We start from the raw sequence: 20,866 nt of genomic DNA, 5'->3' as shown, positions 1-20,866 counted from the left end.
GAGCACCGGGCGCTCACGCTTCCGGCTCGTTGGGGGGGCCCGGCTCGTTGGCGTCGTCGAGAGAGAGCCGCATCTTTGAGCTGGGGTCGGAGATGCTGCGGCGGGCGCGGGGGCACAAGTCGGGGGTGCTCAGCGCCAAGTTTTACAGCGATGCCTTGATGGAGTGGTCCATGAAGGACCCGAACTTCAAGGTGCAGATGTTCCGGTTCGTGGATGCGTTCCCGATGCTGCGGTCCAGCGAGGCGATCTATGACCACCTGGAGGACTACCTGGGGCAGCCGGGGGTGACGGTGCCGGGGGTGATCGCGGGGGCGATGAAGGCGGGGAAGCTGGCCAAGGGGGCCGCGGTCGCGGTGATCAAGCAGCAGATCAACGGGATGGCGGGCAAGTTCATCGCGGGGCAGGACGCGGCGTCGGCGGTGGGCGGGCTGAAGCAGATGTGGGACGAGGGGGTGGCGTTCAGCGTGGACCTGCTGGGCGAGACGTGCGTGAGCGATGAGGAGGCGGACGGGTACGCCGCGAAGTACCTGGACCTCATCAGGAACCTGCCGGCGGAGGTGGCGGGGTGGAGGAGCCAGCCGAGGCTGGAGAGCGACCACCTGGGGGCGATCCCGCGGGTGAACGTGTCGATCAAGATCTCGGCGCTGACGGCGCGGTGCGACCCGATTGATACGGAGGGCTCGATCCAGGAGCTGATGAAGCGGCTGGTGCCGATCCTGGAGGTGGCGCGGGACCGCGGGGTGTTCGTCAACTTTGATATGGAGCACCACCAGTTCAAGGACCTCACCATTGAGCTGTTCCAGCGGTGCGTGGAGAAGGTGGACCGCGGGGGTGACTTCCAGGCCGGGCTGGCGATGCAGGCTTATTTGAAGAGCGGCGTCGAGGATGCACGGCGGATGGTGGAGTGGGCGAAGCGCGCCAAGAAGGTGGTGACGGTGCGGCTCGTCAAGGGCGCGTACTGGGACGCGGAGACGATCAAGGCCGAGCTGCACGGCTGGCCGGTGCCGGTGTGGGCGGAGAAGTGGCAGACTGACGCGTGCTTTGAGCGGATGACGGAGGTGTTTCTGGATGGGTGCCCCAAGCAGCGCGGGGAGCATGGGGTGAAGCTGGCGCTGGGGTCGCACAACGTGCGGTCGATCGCGGCGGCGCTGGCGGGGCTGGAGTCGCGCGGGCTGCCGCAGAGTGCGATTGAGCTGCAGATGCTGCACGGGATGGCGGACCAGCTGAAGTTCGCGGCCGCGGAGATGGGGCTGCGGATCAGGGAGTATGTGCCGGTGGGGGAGATGATCCCGGGGATGGCGTACCTCGTGCGGCGGCTGCTGGAGAACACGAGCAACGAGAGCTGGCTGAAGGCGGGGTTCATGGATAATGCGGACGCGGGGGCGCTGCTGAGGGCTCCCGCTGCGCCGGTGAGCGCAAACCCCGCGGCGGTGAAGCAGGAGCAGTTGAGCAGCCCCGAGCGGCACATGCTGACGCCGGCGGTGAAGGGCGTGGGCGAGGGGAGCGCGAAGGGGCGGCCGTTCTTTTCTGAGCCGATGCGGGACTTCGCGGATGCGAAGCAGCGGGCGAACTTCGCGGCGGCGATCGCGCGGGCGACGGTGCCGCGGGTGGCGAACGACCGCACGCCGCAGCAGGGGGCGGAGATGGTGGCGCGGGCGCACAAGGCATTCCCGGCGTGGCGGGACGTTGAGCCAAGGGTGCGGGCAAGCGTGCTGACGAAGGCCGCGGCGTTGATGCGCGAGCAGCGGGACGGGCTCGCTGGGGTGATGATCAAGGAGGCGGGGAAGACGTGGCGTGAGGCGGACGCGGATGTCTGCGAGGCGATCGACTTCTGCGAGTACTACGCGCGGCTGGCGGTGCCGCTGTTCGAGCGGTCGCGGATGGGGCGGTTCATCGGGGAGCTGGATGAGGTCTGGTACCAGCCGCGGGGCGTGGCGGTCGTGATCTCGCCGTGGAACTTCCCGCTGGCCATCTGCTGCGGGATGACGACGGCGGCCTTGGTGACGGGGAACACGGTGGTGGTGAAGCCGGCGGAGCAGACGCCGGGGATCGCGTCGATCATGTTCGACATTTTGCAGGAGGCGATGAAGCAGGCAGGGGTGGATGGGAAGTTGGCGAAGGATGTGCTGCAGTTCTGCCCGGCGCCGGGGGAGACGACGGGGGCGGCGCTGGTGCGGGACCCGCGCGTGGCCCTGATCGCGTTCACGGGCAGCAAGGCGGTGGGGCTGGACATTCTGAACGCGGCCGCGCCGCCCTCGCCCTTTGGGCCCAACGCCGCGGCGACGAACAACCTCGAGCACGTGAAGAAGGTGGTGTGCGAGATGGGCGGGAAGAACGCCCTGATCGTCGATACCTCGGCGGACTTTGACGAGGCGGTGCTGGCGGTGCGGCAGTCGGCGTTCGGGTTCCAGGGCCAGAAGTGCTCGGCGTGCTCGCGGGTGATCGTGGTGGACGAGGAGGGGCCGGAGGGGCCGGCGATCACGCAGTTCACGCGCCGGCTGGTGGAGGCGACGCGGGCGCTGGTGGTGGGGGACCCGGTGATGCCGGGGACCGACATGGGGCCGGTGATCGACGCGGACTCGCTGGCGAAGGTGCACAAGTACATCGAGATCGGCAAGCGCGAGTGCACGCTCGAACTCGCGGGCGAGGTGCCCGGGGGGCTTGTTGATCGCGTTGGATTGAATGATGGGGCGGCGGACGCGGCCCGGGGTGGCGGGGCGGTGCAAGCGCTGCGGAGCTATGTGGGGCCGCACATTTTCAGCGGTGTGAAGCCGCAGCACGCGATCGCGCAGGAGGAGATCTTCGGGCCGGTGCTGGCGGTGATGCACGCGTCGACGTTCGAGGAGGCCTTGGACATCGCCAACTCGTCGGTGTACAAACTGACCGGCGGTGTCTTCACGCGGAAGCCGTCGCACATCGAGCTTGCGAAGCGGCAGTTCAGGGTGGGCAACCTGTACATCAACCGCGGGATCACCGGCGCGCTCGTGGGGCGGCACCCCTTCGGCGGGTTCGGGATGTCGGGCGTGGGCAGCAAGGCGGGCGGGGCGGATTACCTGCTGCAGTTCGTGGAGCCCAGGGCCTGCGCGGAGAACACGATGCGGCGTGGGTTTGCGCCGGAGCTGTGAGGCGGGTCTCTCGCGGAGGACGCGGGGGCGCGGAGGAAGGCAGAAGACAGGCAGACAAGACAGGAAACGAGAAGGGCCCCGGCGTGAGTGCCGGGGCCCTTTGTGTTGCGAGGAGTCGAACGGACGGCCGCGAGGCGCGGCCGTAAGCACTCACGGAGTGAGTGCTCCACCCAGGATCAGCAGCTGCCGCCGCCCAGGACGCGGAAGAAGGCTTCGATGTCCTGGTCGGTGGCGGCGTCGCCGTCGCGGTTGTAGTCGCTGCCGAAGGGGTCGCAGGTGTCGCAGCAGTGGCCGCCGATGCAGGCGAAGAAGGCCTCGATGTCCTGGTCGGTGCCGGCGTCACCGTCGCCGTTGAAGTCGGAGGAGCAGGGGTTGCAGGCGTTGGTGTCGTAGCTGCCGGGCGTGCCGCGGTCGCCGTGGATGGACATGGTGGAGCCGAAGTCGTCGCCCAGGGCGGAGAGCGTCCACGCGGCGACCTCGATCTGCCCGAGGTTGGCGGGGCAGGTCTGGCCGCTGCTGAACTGGGTGCGGATGGTGCCGGGGAACGTCTGGTCTCCGTAGACGAGGCGGTCCACGAGGCCGCCGGAGGCGTTCATGAGGTTGAGCTCGCCGTTGCGGGCGAGGTTGCCGCCGCCGGTAACGCCCAGGCCGCCGATGACCTTGACGGTGGCGGGCAGGTTCCACGCGAGGCGGAAGGACTCGGGGCTGACGTCGGTGATGATGGCGGACTCGCCGTGGGCGAGGGTGCCCAGGGGTGAGAGGTCGAGGGCGCCGCGGGGGGCGGAGTCGTCGTCGAACATCCACCCATTGAGGCTGACGGGGGCGCCCGAGAGGTTGGTGATCTCGGCAAACTCGCCCGAGCCGCCGGAGTACATGAACTCGGTGAAGCGGACGCCGCTGGGGCCGAAGGTGTAGTCGATCGAGAGCGGGGCGTACTCGGCGCGGGCGGGGAGGAAGGAGAGCGAGCTGTAGGTGTTGCTCGCGGTGGCCTGCACGTAGTAGGAGATGCGGCGGCCGGGGGTGGAGTTGAGGGGCAGGGTCGCGGCGTAGTTGCCCCCGCCCAGCGCCGTCATCTGCAGGCGCAGGTACTGGGAGGTGGGGGCGGGGCGGTAGAAGAGGTCGACACGGGAGACGCCGCTGCCGGGCTGCGGGAAGACGTTGGCGGTGATGGTGACGTTGTCGCCGGGGTTGGGCGTGGTGTCGACGACGCTGATGGAGTTGATGGTTGGCCCGAGGGCGACGAGCTCGGCGGTGGCGTTGAGGAAGTTGTTGCGGCCGGTGACGAACTCCTGCAGGCCGGGCACGGTGCCGCCGGCCAGGCCGCTGTAGGGCATGGTCACGGCGGTGTTGAAGTTCTGCAGGAAGAGGGCGTGGGAGTAGAGCTTCTTGGGGTCGGCCTGCACGTGGGCGGAGATGAGGTCGCGGAGGGCGAGGGCGCGGGGCTCGAAGTAGGCCCAGTTGAGGTTCTGCTTGACGGTGCGGTAGTGGGCGAGGTAGCGCTGGCGGAGCTCGGGCACGGCGAGCATGCGGTTGAGCACGGGCTTGGTGATGGCGCCGAAGTTCAGGTTGTACGGCCAGGCGGTCGTCTGCGTGAAGGTCTCGTTGGCATCGGTCTGGAGGAGGTACATGCGGCCGTCGGCGGGGTCGCGGTAGAGGACGAAGTCGGCGCCCTTATGAACGTAGCTGTCGTCGTCGGTGAGCATGTTCTCGAGGGCGACGGACCAGATGGAGGCGTCCACGGCGAACTGCTGGTCGAGCGTCGCCCAGTTGGTCAGCGTTGTGTTCGTGAGGGCATTGCAGACGTTGATGAGCGGCTGCCAGGGGTTGGCGAGGCCGCCGGGGTCCTTGATCTCGTAGCCGGTGTAGCCGGTCTGGGTCGAGCCGTTGTAGCGGAGGCCGGGGCCGCTGGGGTTGTTGGCGCACTTGATGCGGAGGCCGGAGGTATCGGCAAAGAAGCCAGAGAGCATCTCCTGGTCGAACTGCTGCACGTTGATGTAGACGCCCCAGTTCTGCCCGTTGATGGTGACCAGCGCGTGGCAGGCGCGGGGGTTGGGGATGAACTCGGCGACGTAGTTGTTGTAGAGCACCTCGCGGCAGAAGGTGGGGTCATGGAAGCCGTTGTTGAGGTTGAGGGCCTGGTAGCCGTAGAGGGTCTGCTGCGGGTTCACGAAGTCGAGGTCGACGTTGAGGCTGAACTTCTGGCTGCCGGCGGGGAGTGCGGTGTAGGAGGTGTTGCCGCGGATGCGGACGCCGACGTTGGGGTAGGTGATGCCGTCGACGGTGAGCGAGCCGGCGAGGTTGGTCTGCGACTGGTAGTTCTGGCGGAGCAGGGTCTCCCAGTTGCTCTGCGTGAAGGTGAAGGCGTAGGTGCGGAGGACGGTGGTGTCGTAGAGGTCCTGCCCGCACGCGGCGGCGGCAAGGAAGAGCGAGGCGAGCGCAGGCAGGAGGGAGCGGGGCAACGGCATTTTGCGGACTCCGGGTGGGGGCGAAGAACGGGCGTGCCCCTGCGTGATTGCGTGGACTTCCGCAGGAACCGTGGGGGCGGGTCGGCGAAAGTGTGTGACTTGCGGCAATCTACCGCGAAGAGCGACGTTTTACGATATCTTGTTGGGGCGGTGGGTTGATGATCTTGTTCTGTTCGGTGGTCCCGCCGAACCCGGGCCTGTGTATGACGATCGCGGATGACAGCGGCAGGGCGGGGGGCGCTGACGGGACCGGGGAGAGTCTCTCGCCGTCGCTGCGCGCAGGGGGTGTGCGGCGTTCGTGGTCGGCGTACGAAATCAAGTTCCTGCTGGACGAGGCCGCGGCGTCGGAGGTGCAGGCGCGGCTGGCGGGTTCCCTGCGGGTTGACCCCTACTGCGGGCACGCGCCGGGCGGTTCGTACCGTATCACGAGCCTGGCGTGCGACAGCGCGGCTTTCGGTGTGTTCTTCCGCGATGAGGCGATGCGGAACCGCAAGTACCGCGTGCGGCGGTACGGGGCGGAGAGCGTGGTGTACCTGGAGCGGAAGCGTTCGCGTCAGGGCAAGGTGCGCAAGCGGCGGTGCACGGCGGGGCTGGCGGAGCTCGAGGGCGTCGTGCAGGGCGGCGGCGGGGACGCGGGGCACGCGTGGTTCACGCGGGAGCTGCGGGCGCTGGAGCTCGGGCCGGTCTGCCGCGTGACGTACCTGCGGCGGGCGCTGTACGGCGAGACGGGCGAGGGTCCGGTGCGGGTGACGTTTGATCGCGAGATCGACGGCGTGCTGTGCCCGGCGTGGTCGGTGGAGGCGGGCGGTGAGGCGCGCCGGGTGCTGGAAGGGCGCGTGGTGTGCGAGTTCAAGTTCGAGAACGCGATGCCGTCGGTGCTGAAGCAGGTGGTCGCGGCGATGCGGCTGGAGGCGGTGGGGGTGTCGAAGTACCGCGCGTGCGTGCGGGCCTTCGCGCCGGAGCTCGGCGTGGACCTGTCGCGCGAAGTGGCGGCGGTGAACGGGGCGGGTGTCGTGCCCGTGGCGAGCGTGGGCGCGGGGGTGGGGGTGGCGGATGCCTGAGTGGCTCCAGCAAGCAGTGGTGGTGGAGTCGCCGCTGTCGGCGGGCACGATGGCGGTGCGGCTGGGGACGGCGGCGGGGTTCGGGGCGGTGATCGCGGTGATCTACAGGCTGAGCCATGGGCGGCTGGCGCGGGATGCGCGGACGCTGGTGGGCACGCTGGTGCTGCTGACGATCCTGCTGGCGATGGTGACGATGGTGATCGGGGACAGCGTGGCACGCGCGTTCGGGCTGGTAGGGGCGCTGTCGATCGTGCGCTTCCGCACGGTGGTGGAGGACACGCGCGACACGGCGTTCGTGATCTTCGCGGTGGTGACCGGCATGGCCGTGGGCACGGGGCTGGCGATGGTGGCGGCGGTGGGGGTGCCGATCGTGGGCGCGGCCGCGGTGGTGCTGTCGGCGCGGGGCGGCGGCGCCGCGGTCACGTCGGGTGAGGACTCGCACACGCTGGTGGTGCGGATGGGGGCGGGGCAGGCGAGCGCGGGGCTGGAGGGGGTGCTGCGGCAGCGGAGCGCGGGGTTTCGGCTGACGGGGGTGACCACCGCGCGGCAGGGTGCGGCCACAGACTTCACGTACCTGCTGCGGCTGGCGGATGCCGGCAGCGCGGGCACGCTGGTCGGGGAGCTGAACACGGTGGCGGGCGTACAGAGTGTGGACCTGCGGGCGGGGACGCGGGTGGACGCGTAGGAGCTCACGTGGCGCGTGCACGGGCAACAACACCGGGGCGAGGGGCGGGCTTCACGCTGATCGAGCTGCTAGTGGTGATCAGCATCGTGGCGCTGCTGCTGGCCATCGCCCTGCCGGCGATCGGGCGCGCGCGGCAGACAGGCGCGAACACGCGCGAGAGCGCGGCCATCCGGCAGACGGGCGTGGCGTTCGCGGCGTACGCGAGCGATGCGCGGGGCAGCGTGCTCCCGGGGTTCCTGCCGCTGGAGTGGGTGACGCCGGGGTTCAGCGTAGATCAGATCCGGGTGTTCTCGAACGACACGGCCGCGGCGCCGCTGGAAGGGAGCGTGGCGCGCCGGTACCCGTGGCGGCTGGCGCCGTACCTGGGGTACTCGCAGGAGGCGCTGGTGGTGGACCGGTCGCTGCGGTCGGAGTTCTCGAAGCTGCCCGACAGCCCGATGACGCGCGACGGCTTCCAGTGGATGTTCGCGCAGAGCCCGAGCTTCGGCATGAACACGACGTGGGTGGGGGGCGATCAGCGGCGCGGCGGGTTCCACCAGCCGTCGATCACGCGGTGGGGGAAGTTCTACGTGACGAAGGTGGACGAGCCGCGGTTCCCGGACAAGCTGCTGGTGTTCGCGACCAGCCGCGGCTATCACCCGGTGGAGACCACGCGGGTGATCCCGGGGCGGCACCGCATCGAGGGGCCGTGGCGGGCGAGCCGTGAGATCAATCAGGTGCCGACCTGGTCGGAGTGGGATGCGCCGGAGGGTGCGTTTGATCGTGGGCGTGAGCCGTCGGACTATGGGCACGTCGACTTCCGGCACTTCGGGCGTGCAGCCATCGTGATGTTTGATGGGCATGTGGAGAGTGTCGTGCCTGATGACCTGAGCGACATGCGGCGGTGGTCGAACCTGGCGGATCGGGCGGGGTGGCGGCCGCAGTAGATCAGAAGGCAGAACACGGAGCGCACGGAGAAGGGACGGAGGAGCGCGGAGCGGGGGTGTGGAGGAGTGTGATGAGGCGTGCGTTTGCGGCTCTATTTTGTGCGTTCTTCGTGGTGATGTGTGCGGGAGTGCCCGCGTGCAGGCGGGATACGGACGAGAGGGCAGAGAAAGAAGCCGCGAAGAAGGCGCGGGATGCGGAACTGGTGAAGCTGAGCTACCCGGCGTCGTCGGGGGTGCAGCCGGCAGCGATGTCGGTGACGTACGACGGGGCGGCGGACCGCACGGCGATCACGCTGAAGTGGACGGGGCTGAAGCTCAGCGGGGGTGGGGCTTCGGGCGTGAGCGGGGCGACGATGTACCTGACCTCGAGCCACAAGGGGCGGGTGCGGGCGGCGGACAAGCCCGAGGGTGCGGTCGATGGGAGCTTCGGCGTGCAGGGGGGCACGGGGGTGCTGGCCTTCTCGGGGGCGCCGGGACGGATCGTGGTGGATGGGAATGCGACCGAGCTGAAAGGGCCCGCGAAGGGCGACGCGTACGTGGGCGGGAGCGAGGAGCTGGTGCGGTTCCGCGTGCCGACGGAGGCGATGATCGCGGCCGCATCGGCGGGGAGCGTGGTGTTTGAGTTTGCGACAGTGAAGGTGGAGTTGACGCCGCAGCAGATCGGGGAGCTGCGGGAGCTGGTAGCGCGGATGAAGCCGGGGGGATGAGCACCTAGGTCAGATAGGTCTACTGGGTCAGCTCGATCAGATGAAGACGTGCCATACCGTGCTGCATGGCACGGCGCGAACCTGAAAACCCGATCCCGTTGATTGACCCGGTCCCGATCTCCATCTGGGGCGAGGGGCTCGAGCCGCAGTCGCTGGCGCAGATGGAGAACGCGCGTCGGCTGCCCGTGGCGGTCGCGTCGGCGCTGATGCCCGATGCGCACGTGGGGTTCGGCGTGCCCATCGGCGGCGTGCTGGCGACGCGGAACGCGGTGATCCCGTACGCCGTGGGCGTCGACATCGCGTGCCGGATGAAGATGACGGTGCTGGACATCCCGCCCGAGGACCTCGAAAAGCCGCACCGGCGCGAGAAGCTGGCGCGGGCGATTGAGCAGGAGACGCGCTTTGGCATCGGCGCCAGGTTCGAGAAGCCGCGGTCGCACGAGGTGCTGGATGAGGACTGGGGCATCACGTACATCACGCGGAAGAACAAGGACAAGGCCCGCGAGCAGCTGGGGACCAGCGGCAGCGGCAACCACTTCGTGGAGTTCGGCACTCTGACGGTAACGGAGGGAATACCAAACACGGAGGCACGGGGGGCACGGAGTGGGGAACAGGCTGGCAATCAGAGCATGCTGCCGCCCGGCGTGTATACCGCGCTGCTCACGCACTCGGGCTCGCGCGGCACGGGCGCGGCGGTGTGCGATACGTACTCGCGGCTGGCGATGGAGCTCAACCCCAACCTGCCCAGCGAGGTGCGGCAGCTGGCGTGGCTGGACCTGAACTCGCAGGCGGGGGGCGAGTACTGGGCGGCGATGGAGCTGATGGGGCAGTACGCGGCCGCGAATCATGCGTGCATCCACAAAGCAATCGCGAAGAACCTGGGCGTGGAGGTGCTGGCGGACATCGAGAACCACCACAACTTCGCGTGGAAGGAGAGGCACGTCATCGACGGGCGCGAGGAGGAACTCGTCGTGCACCGCAAGGGGGCGACACCGGCGGGTGCGGGCGTGCTGGGCATCATCCCGGGCTCGATGGCGACGCCGGGGTTCGTCGTGCGCGGGAAGGGCAACGCGGCCTCGCTGCACTCGGCCTCGCACGGCGCGGGGCGGGTGATGTCGCGCACGGCCGCGCGGTCGCAGTTCACGTGGAGCGGGACACGGAAGACGCTGGCGGAGCAGGGGATCACGGTGCTGAGCGCGGGCGCGGATGAAAGCCCGGGCGTGTACAAGGACATCCATCAGGTGATGGCGGCGCAGCAGGACCTTGTGGAGGTGCTGGCGCGGTTTGATCCCAGGCTCGTGAAGATGGCGCCTGAGGGGGAGCGGGCGGAGGATTGATGTTCTCCGCGCGGCGTGGCCACCGCGAGCGAAGCCCGGCCGCAGGTCCTTCGGGTTCGAGTGTGCCCTACCGGGTCAGCAAACCCCGCCACCGAGGACGCGGAAGAAGGACTCGATGTCCTGATCAGTACCGATGTCGCCATCGCCGTTGTAGTCGGCCGTGCCGCATGTGGGGCAGCAGCTGCCGCCGAGGCAGGCGAAGAAGGCCTCGATGTCCTGGTCGGTGCCGATATCCCCGTCGCCGTTGAAGTCACTCTGGCAAGTGACGGTGAGCGTCGCGGTGACGCTGGTATCCGTCCCGCAGGCATTCGTGACGACAATGTCGTAGTCGCCCGCGTCGGTGTTGCCGAGGGATGCGATCACGAGGGTGTCGGTGCGGGCGCCCGAGATGCGGGTGTCGTCGGCGAGCGGCTGACCATTGCGGCGCCACTGGTAGCTGATGACGCCGCCGCCCTTGGCGATGATGAACAGTTCGGCGGCTGATCCCTGCGGCGCGGTTGCGGGCTGGGGCTGGATCGCGACCGCGGCCGGACCGCTGGCGAACTTCCAGGTATCTCGCGGGGTGTGGAGGTTGGCCAGGCCGGCGTACATGATGATGCGCTCAGCGGCGGTATCGTCGACGAACCCGGCGTACTTGCGACCCAAGGGTCCCCGGAGGTTGAGGTCAACCCAGCTGCTCGCGGTGGAGCCGAGGAAGTAGGTGCGGTTGGGGTAGCCGCCGTCATTATTGAGTCCGCTGAATCCACCGAACAGGAGGACGCCTCCGAGGCGCTGTGAGTAGACCATGAGGGGCTGGTACTCGGAGGTCTGGCGGGGACTGATGAGGGTGGTCCACGCGGACCCGGTCCATCGGTAGGTGCCGAAGCTGGCGGCGCGGGCGACTGCGATAAAGTATCCCCTGTCGGCGTCGAAAACAACGCCTGCTTGTGAGCCCATCACAGGCGTGTAGGGAGAGGCGCCGACCCACGTCGTTCCGTTCCAGGTCCACGGACGGGCGTCGCTGTTGACGTGGTACACCAGTTTCTGAGCGGCACTGTCCCAGGTCATGGTCCCGTCGCCGGTGGGGCCGGAGCCTCCGAGATTCGTCCACGTTTGGCCGTTCCATGACCATGTCACGGCGTTGGCGTTGCCGCCTTGGAGTAGGCACAGGCGGGCGACAGGGTCGTAGGCCATGGAGCCGTCGAAGCGGCCGGGCGGGCCCGAGGAGGCGCGGAGCAGCCAAGTTTCGCCGCGGAGCTCCCACGTGGTAGTGTCGAGGAGTTGGGACAGACCGTGCCGGCCACTGAACGCAACGGAAACATGGCGGTCGCTGTCGTAGGCCATGGCGGGTGCTTCGGTGCCGATGGGGCCTCGGCGTGGGATGGGGAAGATAGTTGTGCCATCGAACCGCCAGCAGTTGACGCGCGAGTCGCTGGTGGCGGCGCCGCCGAAGATCAGCAGGCCACCGTCGGGCAGCGGCGCCGAGGGGCTGGGATCGGAGACGTTCATGCCCGTGGGTCCGGTGATCGCGGTCCAGCCGGCGGGCCGGAGCTCGTAAATGACCGGGCCAGAGAACACGAAGCCGATGACGGTGTTTCGGGCGGGGATGTAGCGGATCGACCGCGGGTAGGCCGGGGTCGCGGGAGCGATCTGGGTACAGGTTGCGCCGTCCCATGCGAAGGTGCCGTTGCCCGCGGCGATGATCATCGCCGCGCGGTTGGGGTCGTAAGCGCAGCTCATTGGCGGACTGAAGTAGGGGAGCGGCTGGGAAAGGAGCGTCCAGCCCGTGCCATCCCAGCGGTAGGCTTCGGAGGTGTTGTTCGCGGAACTGCTGGGGCGGATGACGACGATCCCCACGCCGGGCATGTAGTCAATGCCGCCGGACAGATGGACTGGCGCGAGGCCCCGCATCGTCCACTCTGAGCCGTCCCATTCCCACGTCTGGCGCTGATCGGGCGCGGGCTGGCCGAAGATCTGGACGGCCGTACCGCCCGTCATCATGGTGCGCTGCCGAACGGGGTCATAGGCCATGAGGGCGTAGGAGGTGCGGCGCGGGCCTTCGAGCGTGCGGAACGTCCAGTCGCGCCCGTCAAACTGCCAGGTTTCACTCGAGTAGGCGCCGATGCCGGAGCCACCGCTGCTGCCACCGAACATGACAACGCAGCTGCGCGCCGCATCGAAAGCCAAGGACGCGCCTACCCGCGGCGCAGGGTCACCGATCGGTGACCAGCCCGAGCAGTTCTGGGCGCGGGCCGTGAGCGTGGCGAGGAGGGTGACTGCGAGAAGGGAAGCAATGATCTTCATTCATTGCGCAGGGTACCGGACCGGCGAAGCCGATTGCAAGACGTACGCGTATGGCTGGACCGAAGGCGCGTTGGATCCAGGGTTTATTGGACAACGCGGGAGGTGCGTGGGAGGCTGGCGGATCGCTGCCAGCGGGGTGTGATAAGCGTGCGAACTGTCAGGCCACTGGGGTGGATGAAGTCGAGATCGGGCTCGGGCGCGGCGGAGAGGTGCACTCCGTCAACGGCGCGCGGGCTCAGATCCCGGGCTCGGTCCCGCTCCCGCGGCTCCACAGTTTTCCCCGCACCTCCTTCTCGGCTTCGCGCCAGTCTTCTTCCGCGGAGCCGGGCTGCTGTCCGCGGGTGAGCCAGCGTTCGTAGGCCTTGATGCGGATTTCTTCGAGGATGGCGGTCTCGGGGTCGAGTTGGGCGTTGCCCATCTTCTGGCCGAGGGAAGCGCCGGTGACAGGCGGCGAGGCCGGGTTGCCGGCGCGACCGATACCGTCGTTGTTGTTGAGGACAGGGGCGCCGGACTCATCGAGGCGGTCGGTCATGCGGCGGCTTTGGGCGGTGCTGGTGGCGGAGGCCGCGCGGCTGCCCTCGCCGGCTTCGGTGTGCTTGCGGGTGTTGTTGCGGGTGCGGGTCTCTTCGGGCATGGGGGGCGCTCCTGGTGCGATCCGGAGCGTACCGGTGCGGGCGGCGCTCGCGATGAAAGGCCTGTAAAGATGGGATGACCGGCTGGACGTGCTTGTGGGTACGGGGGTTGGAGCGCAGCAGAGATGAAAACGCAGGTGTGGATGAGTGGTGGGGGCGCCGGGATTTCCTTTGCATGAAGGCGCAGGCGGCGGTAGGTTGCGGCCCTCGTGGTGCGCGGGTGCGTGCCAGTCCCAGGGGTACTTGAGTACAAGGAGGCGGTATGACGACCCGGGTGTCCGCACGCGTTGGTGTGTGCGCTGGTGTGCTGCTGGCGTGCGCTGGTCACGCGCAGGTGATCGACCCTGTGGGCGGGGACCATGGCCCTGGGCAGCCGGGGATTGGAGATGCGCCGGCGCCACTGCCGCAGCACCCGCCGCTGCACCTGATCCCGCCGATCCCCATGCCCGAGCCCGCGGAAGCGCCCGGCGCGTTCCATCCCGGGTCGACGGTTTACGACGCGCGCACGGGGCAGCAGATGGTGCTGCCGGTGATGCCGCCATCGGGGCTGTCGGGCGGGATGGGGGGCGGGATGCTGCCCGCGACGGCCGCGACGCCGATCGACGCCGAGCCGCTGAGCGGCTTCGGCAGCATGACCGTCGCGGGGAGCCTGGACAGCTACCCGCGCTCGCCCAACTGCAAGATCGCGATGCGGTTCACAGACACGGGCGGCAACCAGTGGTGGTTCGCGGGCTCGGGCTCGATGCAGGACCCGGGCGTGGTGATCACGGCGTCGCACTGCGTGTACATGCGGACGTTCACCGACAGCGGCGGCACGACGCGCACGGTGAACAACTGGGCGGACATCATCTACGTGTACCCGGGCTGGGACGGCGTGAGCGTGAACGGGCCCTATGCCGCGCCGACGGGGACGGAGGTGATCAACAACTTCGGCTGGATGAGCGGGACGTTCTACCAGGCGAGCAACACCTGGATCAACAGCGGGAGCTTCGAGAACGACGTGGCGCTGATCCGCTGCACGGACCGCTCGGCGGGGGCGCTGACGGGTTCGTTCGGGTGGGCGTGGGGCTTTGACTGCGGAACGATCCAGGGGCGGACGTACAACAACTTCAGCTACCCGGCCCAGACATGCGGCGGTGGGCTGCACACGGGCACGACGATGTACTTCCTGTCGGGCACGTGGGATTCATGCCCGGGCAACCAGCTGCGGTTCAACACCTCGGCGGGCTGCACCACGGCGGTGTGGGGCGGGATGAGCGGGAGCGGGGCGTATTACATGGACGGCTCCAGCCGCCTGGTGCATGCGATCTGCTCTAACAGCAACCGCAGCACGCAGGGCCAGTACGCCAAGCTGTGGGAGCAGTTCGTCACCGACATGGGCGGCTTCATCACCGGGACGCGCGGGGCGGGGTTCGACCCCGAGACGCTGCGCTTCCGCACGGCGGCCACGACGGCGCAGGCGGGGACGAGCTTCCCGGGCGGCACCAACGTGCTGCTCACGAACGCGAGCAACGCCGACCCGGGCAGCCAGACGTACACGCTGCGGGTGTATCTCTCGAGCAACAACAACATCAGCGCCAGTGACACGCTGCTAGGGACGTGGAACTACACATGGGACTTCGGCCCCATGTCGAGCGTGACGTTCAACGTGCCGGGGCCGTTCATCCCGGCGAGTGTGGCGCCGGGTACGTACTTCATCGGGGTGGAGCTGGATGCGCCGGGCGATGTGGACACCAGCAACAACGACACGGACACGTGGGATGCCCAGCAGGTGACGATCACGGCCGCGGCGCCGAGCAACGACACCTGCGGCAGCCCCCTGACCCTGGCGGTGAACTCGCCAGTGTTCGGCAGCAACACGACCGCCAACAACGAGGGCGGCACCTCTTGCGGCTTCCAGACTGGCAAGGACGTGTGGTTCAGCTTCACGCCCACGTGCTCGGACGTGTACGAGTTCACCACGTGCGGTTCGAGCTTTGATCCGGTGCTGTCGCTGCACAGCGCCTGCCCGGGCACCACGGCCAACCAGCTGGCGTGCAACGACGACGACTTCAACGCCCACTGCGCGTCGGGCAACATCCGCGACTCGTGGTTCAGCGCGGCGCTGACGGCGGGCACGACCTACTACGTGCGGCTCTCGGGCTACAACGGGGCCTCGGGCACCTGGGGCATGGAGGTGCGGCGGAGCGTGCCCAACGACAACTGCGCGAGCGCGACGCCGGTGGCTGACGGGGTGTACACGTACAACTCGTGCGGGGCGACCACCGATGGCCCCAGCGAGCCGGAGAACTGCAACTTCTTCAGCGACCCCAACATCAGCAGCGACCTGTGGTACCGCTACACCGCGACGGTGGACGGCGTGGCCACGGCGGCGCTGTGCGGCTCGAGCTACGACACGGACCTGGCGGTGTACGGGGCGTCGTGCCCGGTTGCGGGCGGGTCGGTGCTGACGTGCAACGACGACGACGGCAGCGTGAACTGCACCACATCGAGCGGGCTGCACTCGTGGACGCAGTGGAACGTCACGGCCGGGCAGGAGTACCTCATCCGCGTCGGCGGGTACGCCGGCAGCACGGGCGCGGGCGTGCTGACGCTGTCCAGCGTGGCCGTGGGCGGCTGCGGCACGGCCGACTACAACTGCGACGGGGACATCGGCACGGACGCGGACATCGAGGCGTTCTTCGCGTGCCTGGGCGGGACGTGCCCGCCGCCGCCGTGCACGAGCAGTGCCGACTTCAACGGCGATGGTGATATCGGCACGGACCAGGACATCGAGGCGTTCTTCCGCGTGCTGGGCGGGGGGACGTGCTGAGAACCGAAGAGTGAGAACTGAAACTGGAAATGACGAGGCCCGGCGCGGGTGCGCCGGGCCTCTTTTCGTTCGAGCGATTCGTGCGGTTGGGGGCACAGCCGCGGGGCGCGGCTGTATCCCTCCCTGACGGTCGGGGTTCCTAATGGTCGGGGTTCCTATTGGTGATCAGCAGGGACCGCCACCGAGGACGCGGAAGAAAGACTCGATGTCGCCGTCGGTGCCGATGTCACCGTCGGCGTTGAAGTCGGAGGTGCCGCAGGTGGGGCAGCAGGCGCCACCCAGGCAGGCGAAGAAGGCCTCGATGTCGGCGTCGGTGCCGATGTCGCCGTCGTTGTTGAAGTCGGCGGAGTGAACACTCAGCGTGGCAGCGCTGCTCGTGGCTGAGCCGCAGGCGCCGGTGATGACGCAGTCGTACTGGCCCTGGTGCTCCGGGGCTGCAAATGGGATCACGAGGGTTGCCGACGCGCCCGACGGATTCAGCGTTGTGTCGATCGCGGACCCGTTGAAGCGCCACTGGTACGACGAGGCCCCGGTTGCCGTGACGGAGAATGAGGCGCCGGAGCCGGTGCAGACCGTGAGGTCAGCGGGCGGTTCGTTAATCGTGGGGGCCGCGCCTCCGAAGGACCACTGCACGATCCTGGACCCGAAGCTGCCGACGATTACCAGGTCGCCGGACGCGGTCACCGCCATGTGCTCGATGTCAGAAGCCAGACCGGTCCCGATGTTGGACCATGTGTCGGTGGCCGGGTCGAGGCGGGCGATGTGCGCTGCGGCCTGGCCCCCGGCGAGCGTGAAGTTGCCGCCGACAGCGAGCGTCCCGTCGGGCAGGCGGCAGAGGTCCTTGATGTACGGGCTGGCCGATGCGTTGACTCCTGCGCCCACAGGGGACCAGAGGTTCGTCGAAGGCGAATAGCGGGCGATGCGGTTCACGGGCATGCCGCCGGCGGTCGCGAAGTAACCGGCGGCGATGATGTCGCCATTCGCAAGGACCTCGATATCCATGACGGCGTTATCGACACCGCTGCCCAGGCCCGACCATGAGTTGGTGGTGGGGTGATAGCGGGCGATCCGTGGCGAGCCCAGCACGCCGGTCGTCGTGAGGAAGGCGCCGCCGACGATGATGGTCCCGTCGGGCGCGAGGGCGAGGGCTTGGACTTCATCGAATGAGCTGTTCATGCCCGTGTTGAGGCTGGCCCAGGTCCCGTTGGCCGCGTTCCAGCGTGAGACATGCTGCCGGAGAACGCCGGCCACCCGCTGGAAGTTGCCGCCGATGTAGAAGTCGCCGTTGGGCATAGGGAGGATGGCCAGGACGGTGCCGCCGTTGGTGCCGTAGCCGAGGTCGGACCAGGTATCAGCGGCGGCGTTGTATCGGCCCACACGGTTGACCGTGACGCCGCCGAGCTGTGAGAAGGTGCCAGCCGCGATGATGTCGCCGGTGGCAAGGGGCTGAGCGGCCCAGACTGCGCCATTGCTCGCCGCGGTCGGGCCGACGTTGGACCATGTGGCTGAGGACGGGTTATAGCGGGCGAGGCGGTGGATGGGTGTGGTTCCGATCGTGCCGGAGCTGCCGCCAGCGAGCACGTCGCCGTTGGGGAGGACGCCGGTGGTACGGACGGTGGTGCTGAAGGGCGCGGAGACGCCTGGAACCCAGCCGGGGCTGCACTGCGCTTGAGCGCTCGCGGCGGTCAGGGTGATGAGCAGGGCTGGCGTGAGGCGAACGACGAGATCGCTGGACGGGCGCATGGGGCGGCTCCGGAAAGGCGGCCACCGTAGCAATATCGGCGCATACCGCAAGCAGGAGATCGTCGCAAAGTTTGTGTCAGAGTCCGGCGATCAGCACCGTTCTGCGGGCGGCTGGTGTGAAGGTGGGAGGAGTGGGGTGGGTCGCGCTGAGGCGGGCGTGCGCAGGCGGCGCCAGCGCTGAAACATAAGGACGCACCAGAAGACCTCGGCACCGAAGATGGGGCCTGCTACGGCCATGACCGGCTTCCAGGGGAGCTCGCGGAGGAAGATGAGGGCCAGGACGGCGGCGATGGTGGCGAGGATGACGAAGGCCGCGAGGAGGGGCCTTGGGCGTGAGACCTCGTTGTTGTCGGCCTGCTGCTTGAGGTTGACGGCGTAGTTCTTGTACTGCTTGAGGAGGCGGCGGGCCCAGAGGAACTCGGTCGCGAGCACGGCCAGGCCGATGGGGATCACCACCAGGCCGGGGCCGGGCCCGATGAGCATGACGATGCCGGCGAGGATCACCGTCACGCCGACTACAAGGATGATGAAGCGCTTGATGTGCCGCAGGCCGACGTTGACGAAGCGGGTGGCCTGCTCGGTGGTGAGGCGGTTGAGCTTGAGGGCCGAGGCGATGGCGAGCAGGCCGATGGTGACCAGCACGCCGATGCCGAACCAGGCCAGGATTTCAAGATGCTCGTTGGTCAAGGGGGGCTAAGTGACGAGTGTCAAAGTGACGGAGTGACAAAGTGAGGATCGGTATCAGAACGGCACGGGATTACTGCGGGATCTTGGGTTGGGGTTCGTCGACCACCTCGGGGGCGGGTGGCGTAGGCGGCGGGCCTTCGGGATGGGCCTTGGCGGCCCGGAGCGACAGGACCACGCCCGCGGTGAGGCTGAGCACGATGAAGCCGAGCGAGACGGGGATGGGCACGTGGACGTTGGTCCAGTGGTAGCCGGTGAGGTCGCCGATGATGTTGTTGGCCCACGCGGGCGGGTGCTGCTCGATGATCATCTTGACGCCGACGAAGGCGAGGATGGCCGCGAGGGAGTAGTTGAGGTACTCGAACTTGCGGATGAGGGCGGAGAGGGCGAAGTAGAGCGAGCGCAGGCCCAGGATGGCGAACACGTTGCTCGTGAAGACCAGGAAGGGGTCACGGGTGATGCCGAAGATCGCGGGGATTGAGTCCACCGCGAACACGACGTCCGTGGCCTCGACCACCAGCAGCACCAGGAACAGCGGCGTCGCCATTTTGCGGCCCGCCTCCACCACGAAGAACTTCTGCTCGTGGTAGCCCTTAGTGATGGGCATGAGCTTGCGGCCCCAGCGGAGGACCAGGTTTTTCTCGATGTCGGGCTCTTCATCGCTGCCCAGCAGCTTGATGGCCGTGAAGATGAGGAAGGCGCCGAAGAGGTACATGATCCACTCGAAGCGGGAGATGAGGGCGGCGCCCGCGAGGATCATGATGGCGCGGAGGATGAGGGCGCCCAGGATGCCCCAGAAGAGCACGCGGTGCTGATACTGCAGCGGCACGCGGAAGTGGGCGAAGATGACCGCGATCACGAAGATGTTGTCCAGCGAAAGCGAGTACTCGATCAGCCAGCCCACCAGGAACTCGCCCGCGGCCTTCATGCCGATCTTGTGGCCCGACGCCACCACATCGGTCAGGCCGGCTTCCGGTTTGTGCGTCGCCAGGAACTGGTCGGCGATGCCCAGCCAGTTGTGCTTGTAGATGAAGTACACGGCGAGGTTGAAGATGAGGGCGAGGGCGATGCAGACGCACGTCCAGACCATCGCCTCCTTCACGCGGATGACGTGGGCCTCGCGGTTGAGGACGAACAGGTCAATGGCGAGCATCGCCAGGATGAAGACGACGAAACCCGACCAGAGCCAGAAAATCGGTGAGAGTTCGAACACGCGGGGGACCTCCGGGCGCAATCAGACCACAGGTCGTGTGGTCTTGCCTGGCGCTGCCTGGAGGGGCCGGGGGCCTGGACCCAGACCCCGTGCTGACGGCCGTCTCCGCCCACCGGGTGACCGGCGGGGGGCTACTCCCCGACACGTGGGCGGAGTGTAGGGCGGGGGGAAGTGACGGACTGACCGAGTGGCGGAGTGACAAGCACGGAGAGGCACAGAGGAGGGTTGGAGCTGAAGAAGCAGTAGCGGCGGGGACTTACGTCTCGTCCACCCAAGCGTACCAGTCGTGGCCCAGGTCGGCGTTGCGCGGGACCGGGTAGCGGGCGCCGAATGGGAACGTGCGCTTGGGGTCGGGTGCACCCTGAGGGATATGGATGAGCTGCGGGTGGCCATCGGAGTAGAGGGTGTCGGGCCAGCCCAGGTGGAGCACGGTGGCGCCGCCCTCCAGGCGCTCGATCTCGACCACCTCGTACCCCGCAATCCGCGCCGGCGCGGCCGCGGGATCGGCGATGTACCGCTCCAGCGCTGGTCGGGCGATCCACCACCGCACGTTCCACACGAGGTTCTGGCGGTGAGCGGTGATGATGCACGCAATGAGGGCGGGCGTTACCAGCCATCGTTTGGACCAGCGTGGGCGCGGGATGTGCCGGGCGCGGAGCAGCCAGCGCCCGCCGAGGTGCGGCACAAAGCCGAGCATCCAGGCGAGCGCCGGGAAGAAGATGACCAATAGATCGAGCGGGAGCAGTTCCTCGTCCTTGAGGCGGCTGGGGCTGTCGAGCATCAGGGTGTAGGGGAGTGCGACGAGCCCGTGCAGGACGAGCAGCCAGCGTGCAGGGCGGAGGGCGACGCAGGCCATGAGAGATTGCGCGGGGTGGTAGAGGGTGGAAGGGTCGGCGGGGTCGAAGGGAGTGCCGCACTCGGGGCAGGGCCCGGCGGACAGGGCCGCGAGCGAGTAGCCGCAGGATTTGCAGCGGGGCTGCATGTGCTTTGACTGTAACGGGTTGGGGTTTGTGTGCAACTCTTGCGCCCTGTTGAGTTATGAATGCGGTGGGCCCGCGTCAGCCGACGCAACGGCAAAGCCCATCTGCGATTGCGAAACCAAGATGAACGTCGCGGTGTCTGTGTTCGTAGGTTGCGGATTGTTGCTGAACGGATTGGTGGGAGCGGGCGCTTCACGTAGGCTGGTCGGCCAG

The 20,866-nt window shown here is 68.1% G+C and carries 14 protein-coding genes; 7 read left to right on the top strand and 7 right to left on the bottom strand.

The window, feature by feature from the left end:
• The first annotated feature begins 47 nt into the window (after window positions 1-47).
• Complete coding sequence (locus VD997_13335; protein ID HYE62973.1) at window positions 48-3,125, top strand: proline dehydrogenase family protein; 3,078 nt, start codon at window positions 48-50, stop codon at window positions 3,123-3,125.
• A gap of 176 nt (window positions 3,126-3,301) precedes the next feature.
• On the opposite strand, the gene VD997_13330 is transcribed toward VD997_13335, so the two are convergent.
• Complete coding sequence (locus tag VD997_13330) at window positions 3,302-5,590, bottom strand: CotH kinase family protein (protein ID HYE62972.1); 2,289 nt, start codon at window positions 5,588-5,590, stop codon at window positions 3,302-3,304.
• A gap of 287 nt (window positions 5,591-5,877) precedes the next feature.
• Between VD997_13330 and VD997_13325 the strand changes: the two genes are divergently transcribed.
• The 5 genes from VD997_13325 to VD997_13305 all read left to right on the top strand — a co-directional run bounded on the left by VD997_13325 (window position 5,878) and on the right by VD997_13305 (window position 10,306).
• Window positions 5,878-6,651, top strand: coding sequence for a polyphosphate polymerase domain-containing protein (locus VD997_13325; GenBank protein ID HYE62971.1), 774 nt, complete (start codon window positions 5,878-5,880; stop codon window positions 6,649-6,651).
• Window positions 6,644-7,336, top strand: a complete 693-nt coding sequence (locus VD997_13320) for a DUF4956 domain-containing protein (protein HYE62970.1) — start codon at window positions 6,644-6,646, stop codon at window positions 7,334-7,336. The genes VD997_13325 and VD997_13320 overlap by 8 nt, the downstream gene beginning before the upstream one ends.
• Window positions 7,337-7,344: 8 nt before the next feature.
• A complete protein-coding gene (locus VD997_13315) occupies window positions 7,345-8,262 on the top strand; it encodes a prepilin-type N-terminal cleavage/methylation domain-containing protein (protein ID HYE62969.1) in 918 nt (305 codons plus the stop codon).
• A 71-nt stretch (window positions 8,263-8,333) separates the two neighbouring features.
• A complete protein-coding gene (locus VD997_13310) occupies window positions 8,334-8,969 on the top strand; it encodes a hypothetical protein (GenBank protein HYE62968.1) in 636 nt (211 codons plus the stop codon).
• Between the two features lie 65 nt (window positions 8,970-9,034).
• Complete coding sequence (locus tag VD997_13305) at window positions 9,035-10,306, top strand: RtcB family protein (GenBank protein ID HYE62967.1); 1,272 nt, start codon at window positions 9,035-9,037, stop codon at window positions 10,304-10,306.
• A 75-nt stretch (window positions 10,307-10,381) separates the two neighbouring features.
• Here VD997_13305 and VD997_13300 read toward each other — a convergent pair whose 3' ends face one another.
• Entirely contained in the window at window positions 10,382-12,589 is a 2,208-nt protein-coding gene (locus VD997_13300; protein HYE62966.1) for a hypothetical protein, read from the bottom strand.
• Between the two features lie 235 nt (window positions 12,590-12,824).
• Window positions 12,825-13,223, bottom strand: a complete 399-nt coding sequence (locus VD997_13295; GenBank protein ID HYE62965.1) for a DUF2934 domain-containing protein — start codon at window positions 13,221-13,223, stop codon at window positions 12,825-12,827.
• Window positions 13,224-13,483: 260 nt separating this feature from the next.
• On the opposite strand from VD997_13295, the gene VD997_13290 reads away from it, so the two are divergent.
• Window positions 13,484-16,033, top strand: a complete 2,550-nt coding sequence (locus VD997_13290; GenBank protein HYE62964.1) for a hypothetical protein — start codon at window positions 13,484-13,486, stop codon at window positions 16,031-16,033.
• A 165-nt stretch (window positions 16,034-16,198) separates the two neighbouring features.
• Here VD997_13290 and VD997_13285 read toward each other — a convergent pair whose 3' ends face one another.
• From VD997_13285 to VD997_13270, 4 genes are all read right to left on the bottom strand, one after another.
• Complete coding sequence (locus VD997_13285) at window positions 16,199-17,776, bottom strand: hypothetical protein (protein HYE62963.1); 1,578 nt, start codon at window positions 17,774-17,776, stop codon at window positions 16,199-16,201.
• A 90-nt stretch (window positions 17,777-17,866) separates the two neighbouring features.
• Window positions 17,867-18,463, bottom strand: a complete 597-nt coding sequence (locus tag VD997_13280; GenBank protein ID HYE62962.1) for a PGPGW domain-containing protein — start codon at window positions 18,461-18,463, stop codon at window positions 17,867-17,869.
• A gap of 70 nt (window positions 18,464-18,533) precedes the next feature.
• Window positions 18,534-19,673 carry a TerC family protein gene (locus VD997_13275; GenBank protein HYE62961.1) on the bottom strand — a complete coding sequence of 380 codons (1,140 nt, stop codon included), beginning with the start codon at window positions 19,671-19,673 and terminating at the stop codon, window positions 18,534-18,536.
• A 256-nt stretch (window positions 19,674-19,929) separates the two neighbouring features.
• Window positions 19,930-20,655 (bottom strand): hypothetical protein, encoded by a 726-nt coding sequence (locus tag VD997_13270; protein HYE62960.1) that lies wholly within the window; start codon window positions 20,653-20,655, stop codon window positions 19,930-19,932.
• Window positions 20,656-20,866 lie beyond the last annotated feature (211 nt).

The sequence above is a fragment of the Phycisphaerales bacterium genome (assembly GCA_035627955.1).
Lineage (GTDB): Bacteria > Planctomycetota > Phycisphaerae > Phycisphaerales > UBA1924 > JAEYTB01.
This window is presented reverse-complemented; position numbering and strand designations above follow the sequence as displayed.

Coding starts and splice junctions, on each gene's coding strand:
- VD997_13330 (HYE62972.1), bottom strand. CDS start 5,590: ATGCCGTTGCCCCGCTCCCTCCTGCCTGCGCTCGCCTCGCTCTTCCTT.
- VD997_13320 (HYE62970.1), top strand. CDS start 6,644: ATGCCTGAGTGGCTCCAGCAAGCAGTGGTGGTGGAGTCGCCGCTGTCG.
- VD997_13310 (HYE62968.1), top strand. CDS start 8,334: ATGAGGCGTGCGTTTGCGGCTCTATTTTGTGCGTTCTTCGTGGTGATG.
- VD997_13305 (HYE62967.1), top strand. CDS start 9,035: ATGGCACGGCGCGAACCTGAAAACCCGATCCCGTTGATTGACCCGGTC.
- VD997_13300 (HYE62966.1), bottom strand. CDS start 12,589: ATGAAGATCATTGCTTCCCTTCTCGCAGTCACCCTCCTCGCCACGCTC.
- VD997_13295 (HYE62965.1), bottom strand. CDS start 13,223: ATGCCCGAAGAGACCCGCACCCGCAACAACACCCGCAAGCACACCGAA.
- VD997_13290 (HYE62964.1), top strand. CDS start 13,484: ATGACGACCCGGGTGTCCGCACGCGTTGGTGTGTGCGCTGGTGTGCTG.
- VD997_13285 (HYE62963.1), bottom strand. CDS start 17,776: ATGCGCCCGTCCAGCGATCTCGTCGTTCGCCTCACGCCAGCCCTGCTC.
- VD997_13270 (HYE62960.1), bottom strand. CDS start 20,655: ATGCAGCCCCGCTGCAAATCCTGCGGCTACTCGCTCGCGGCCCTGTCC.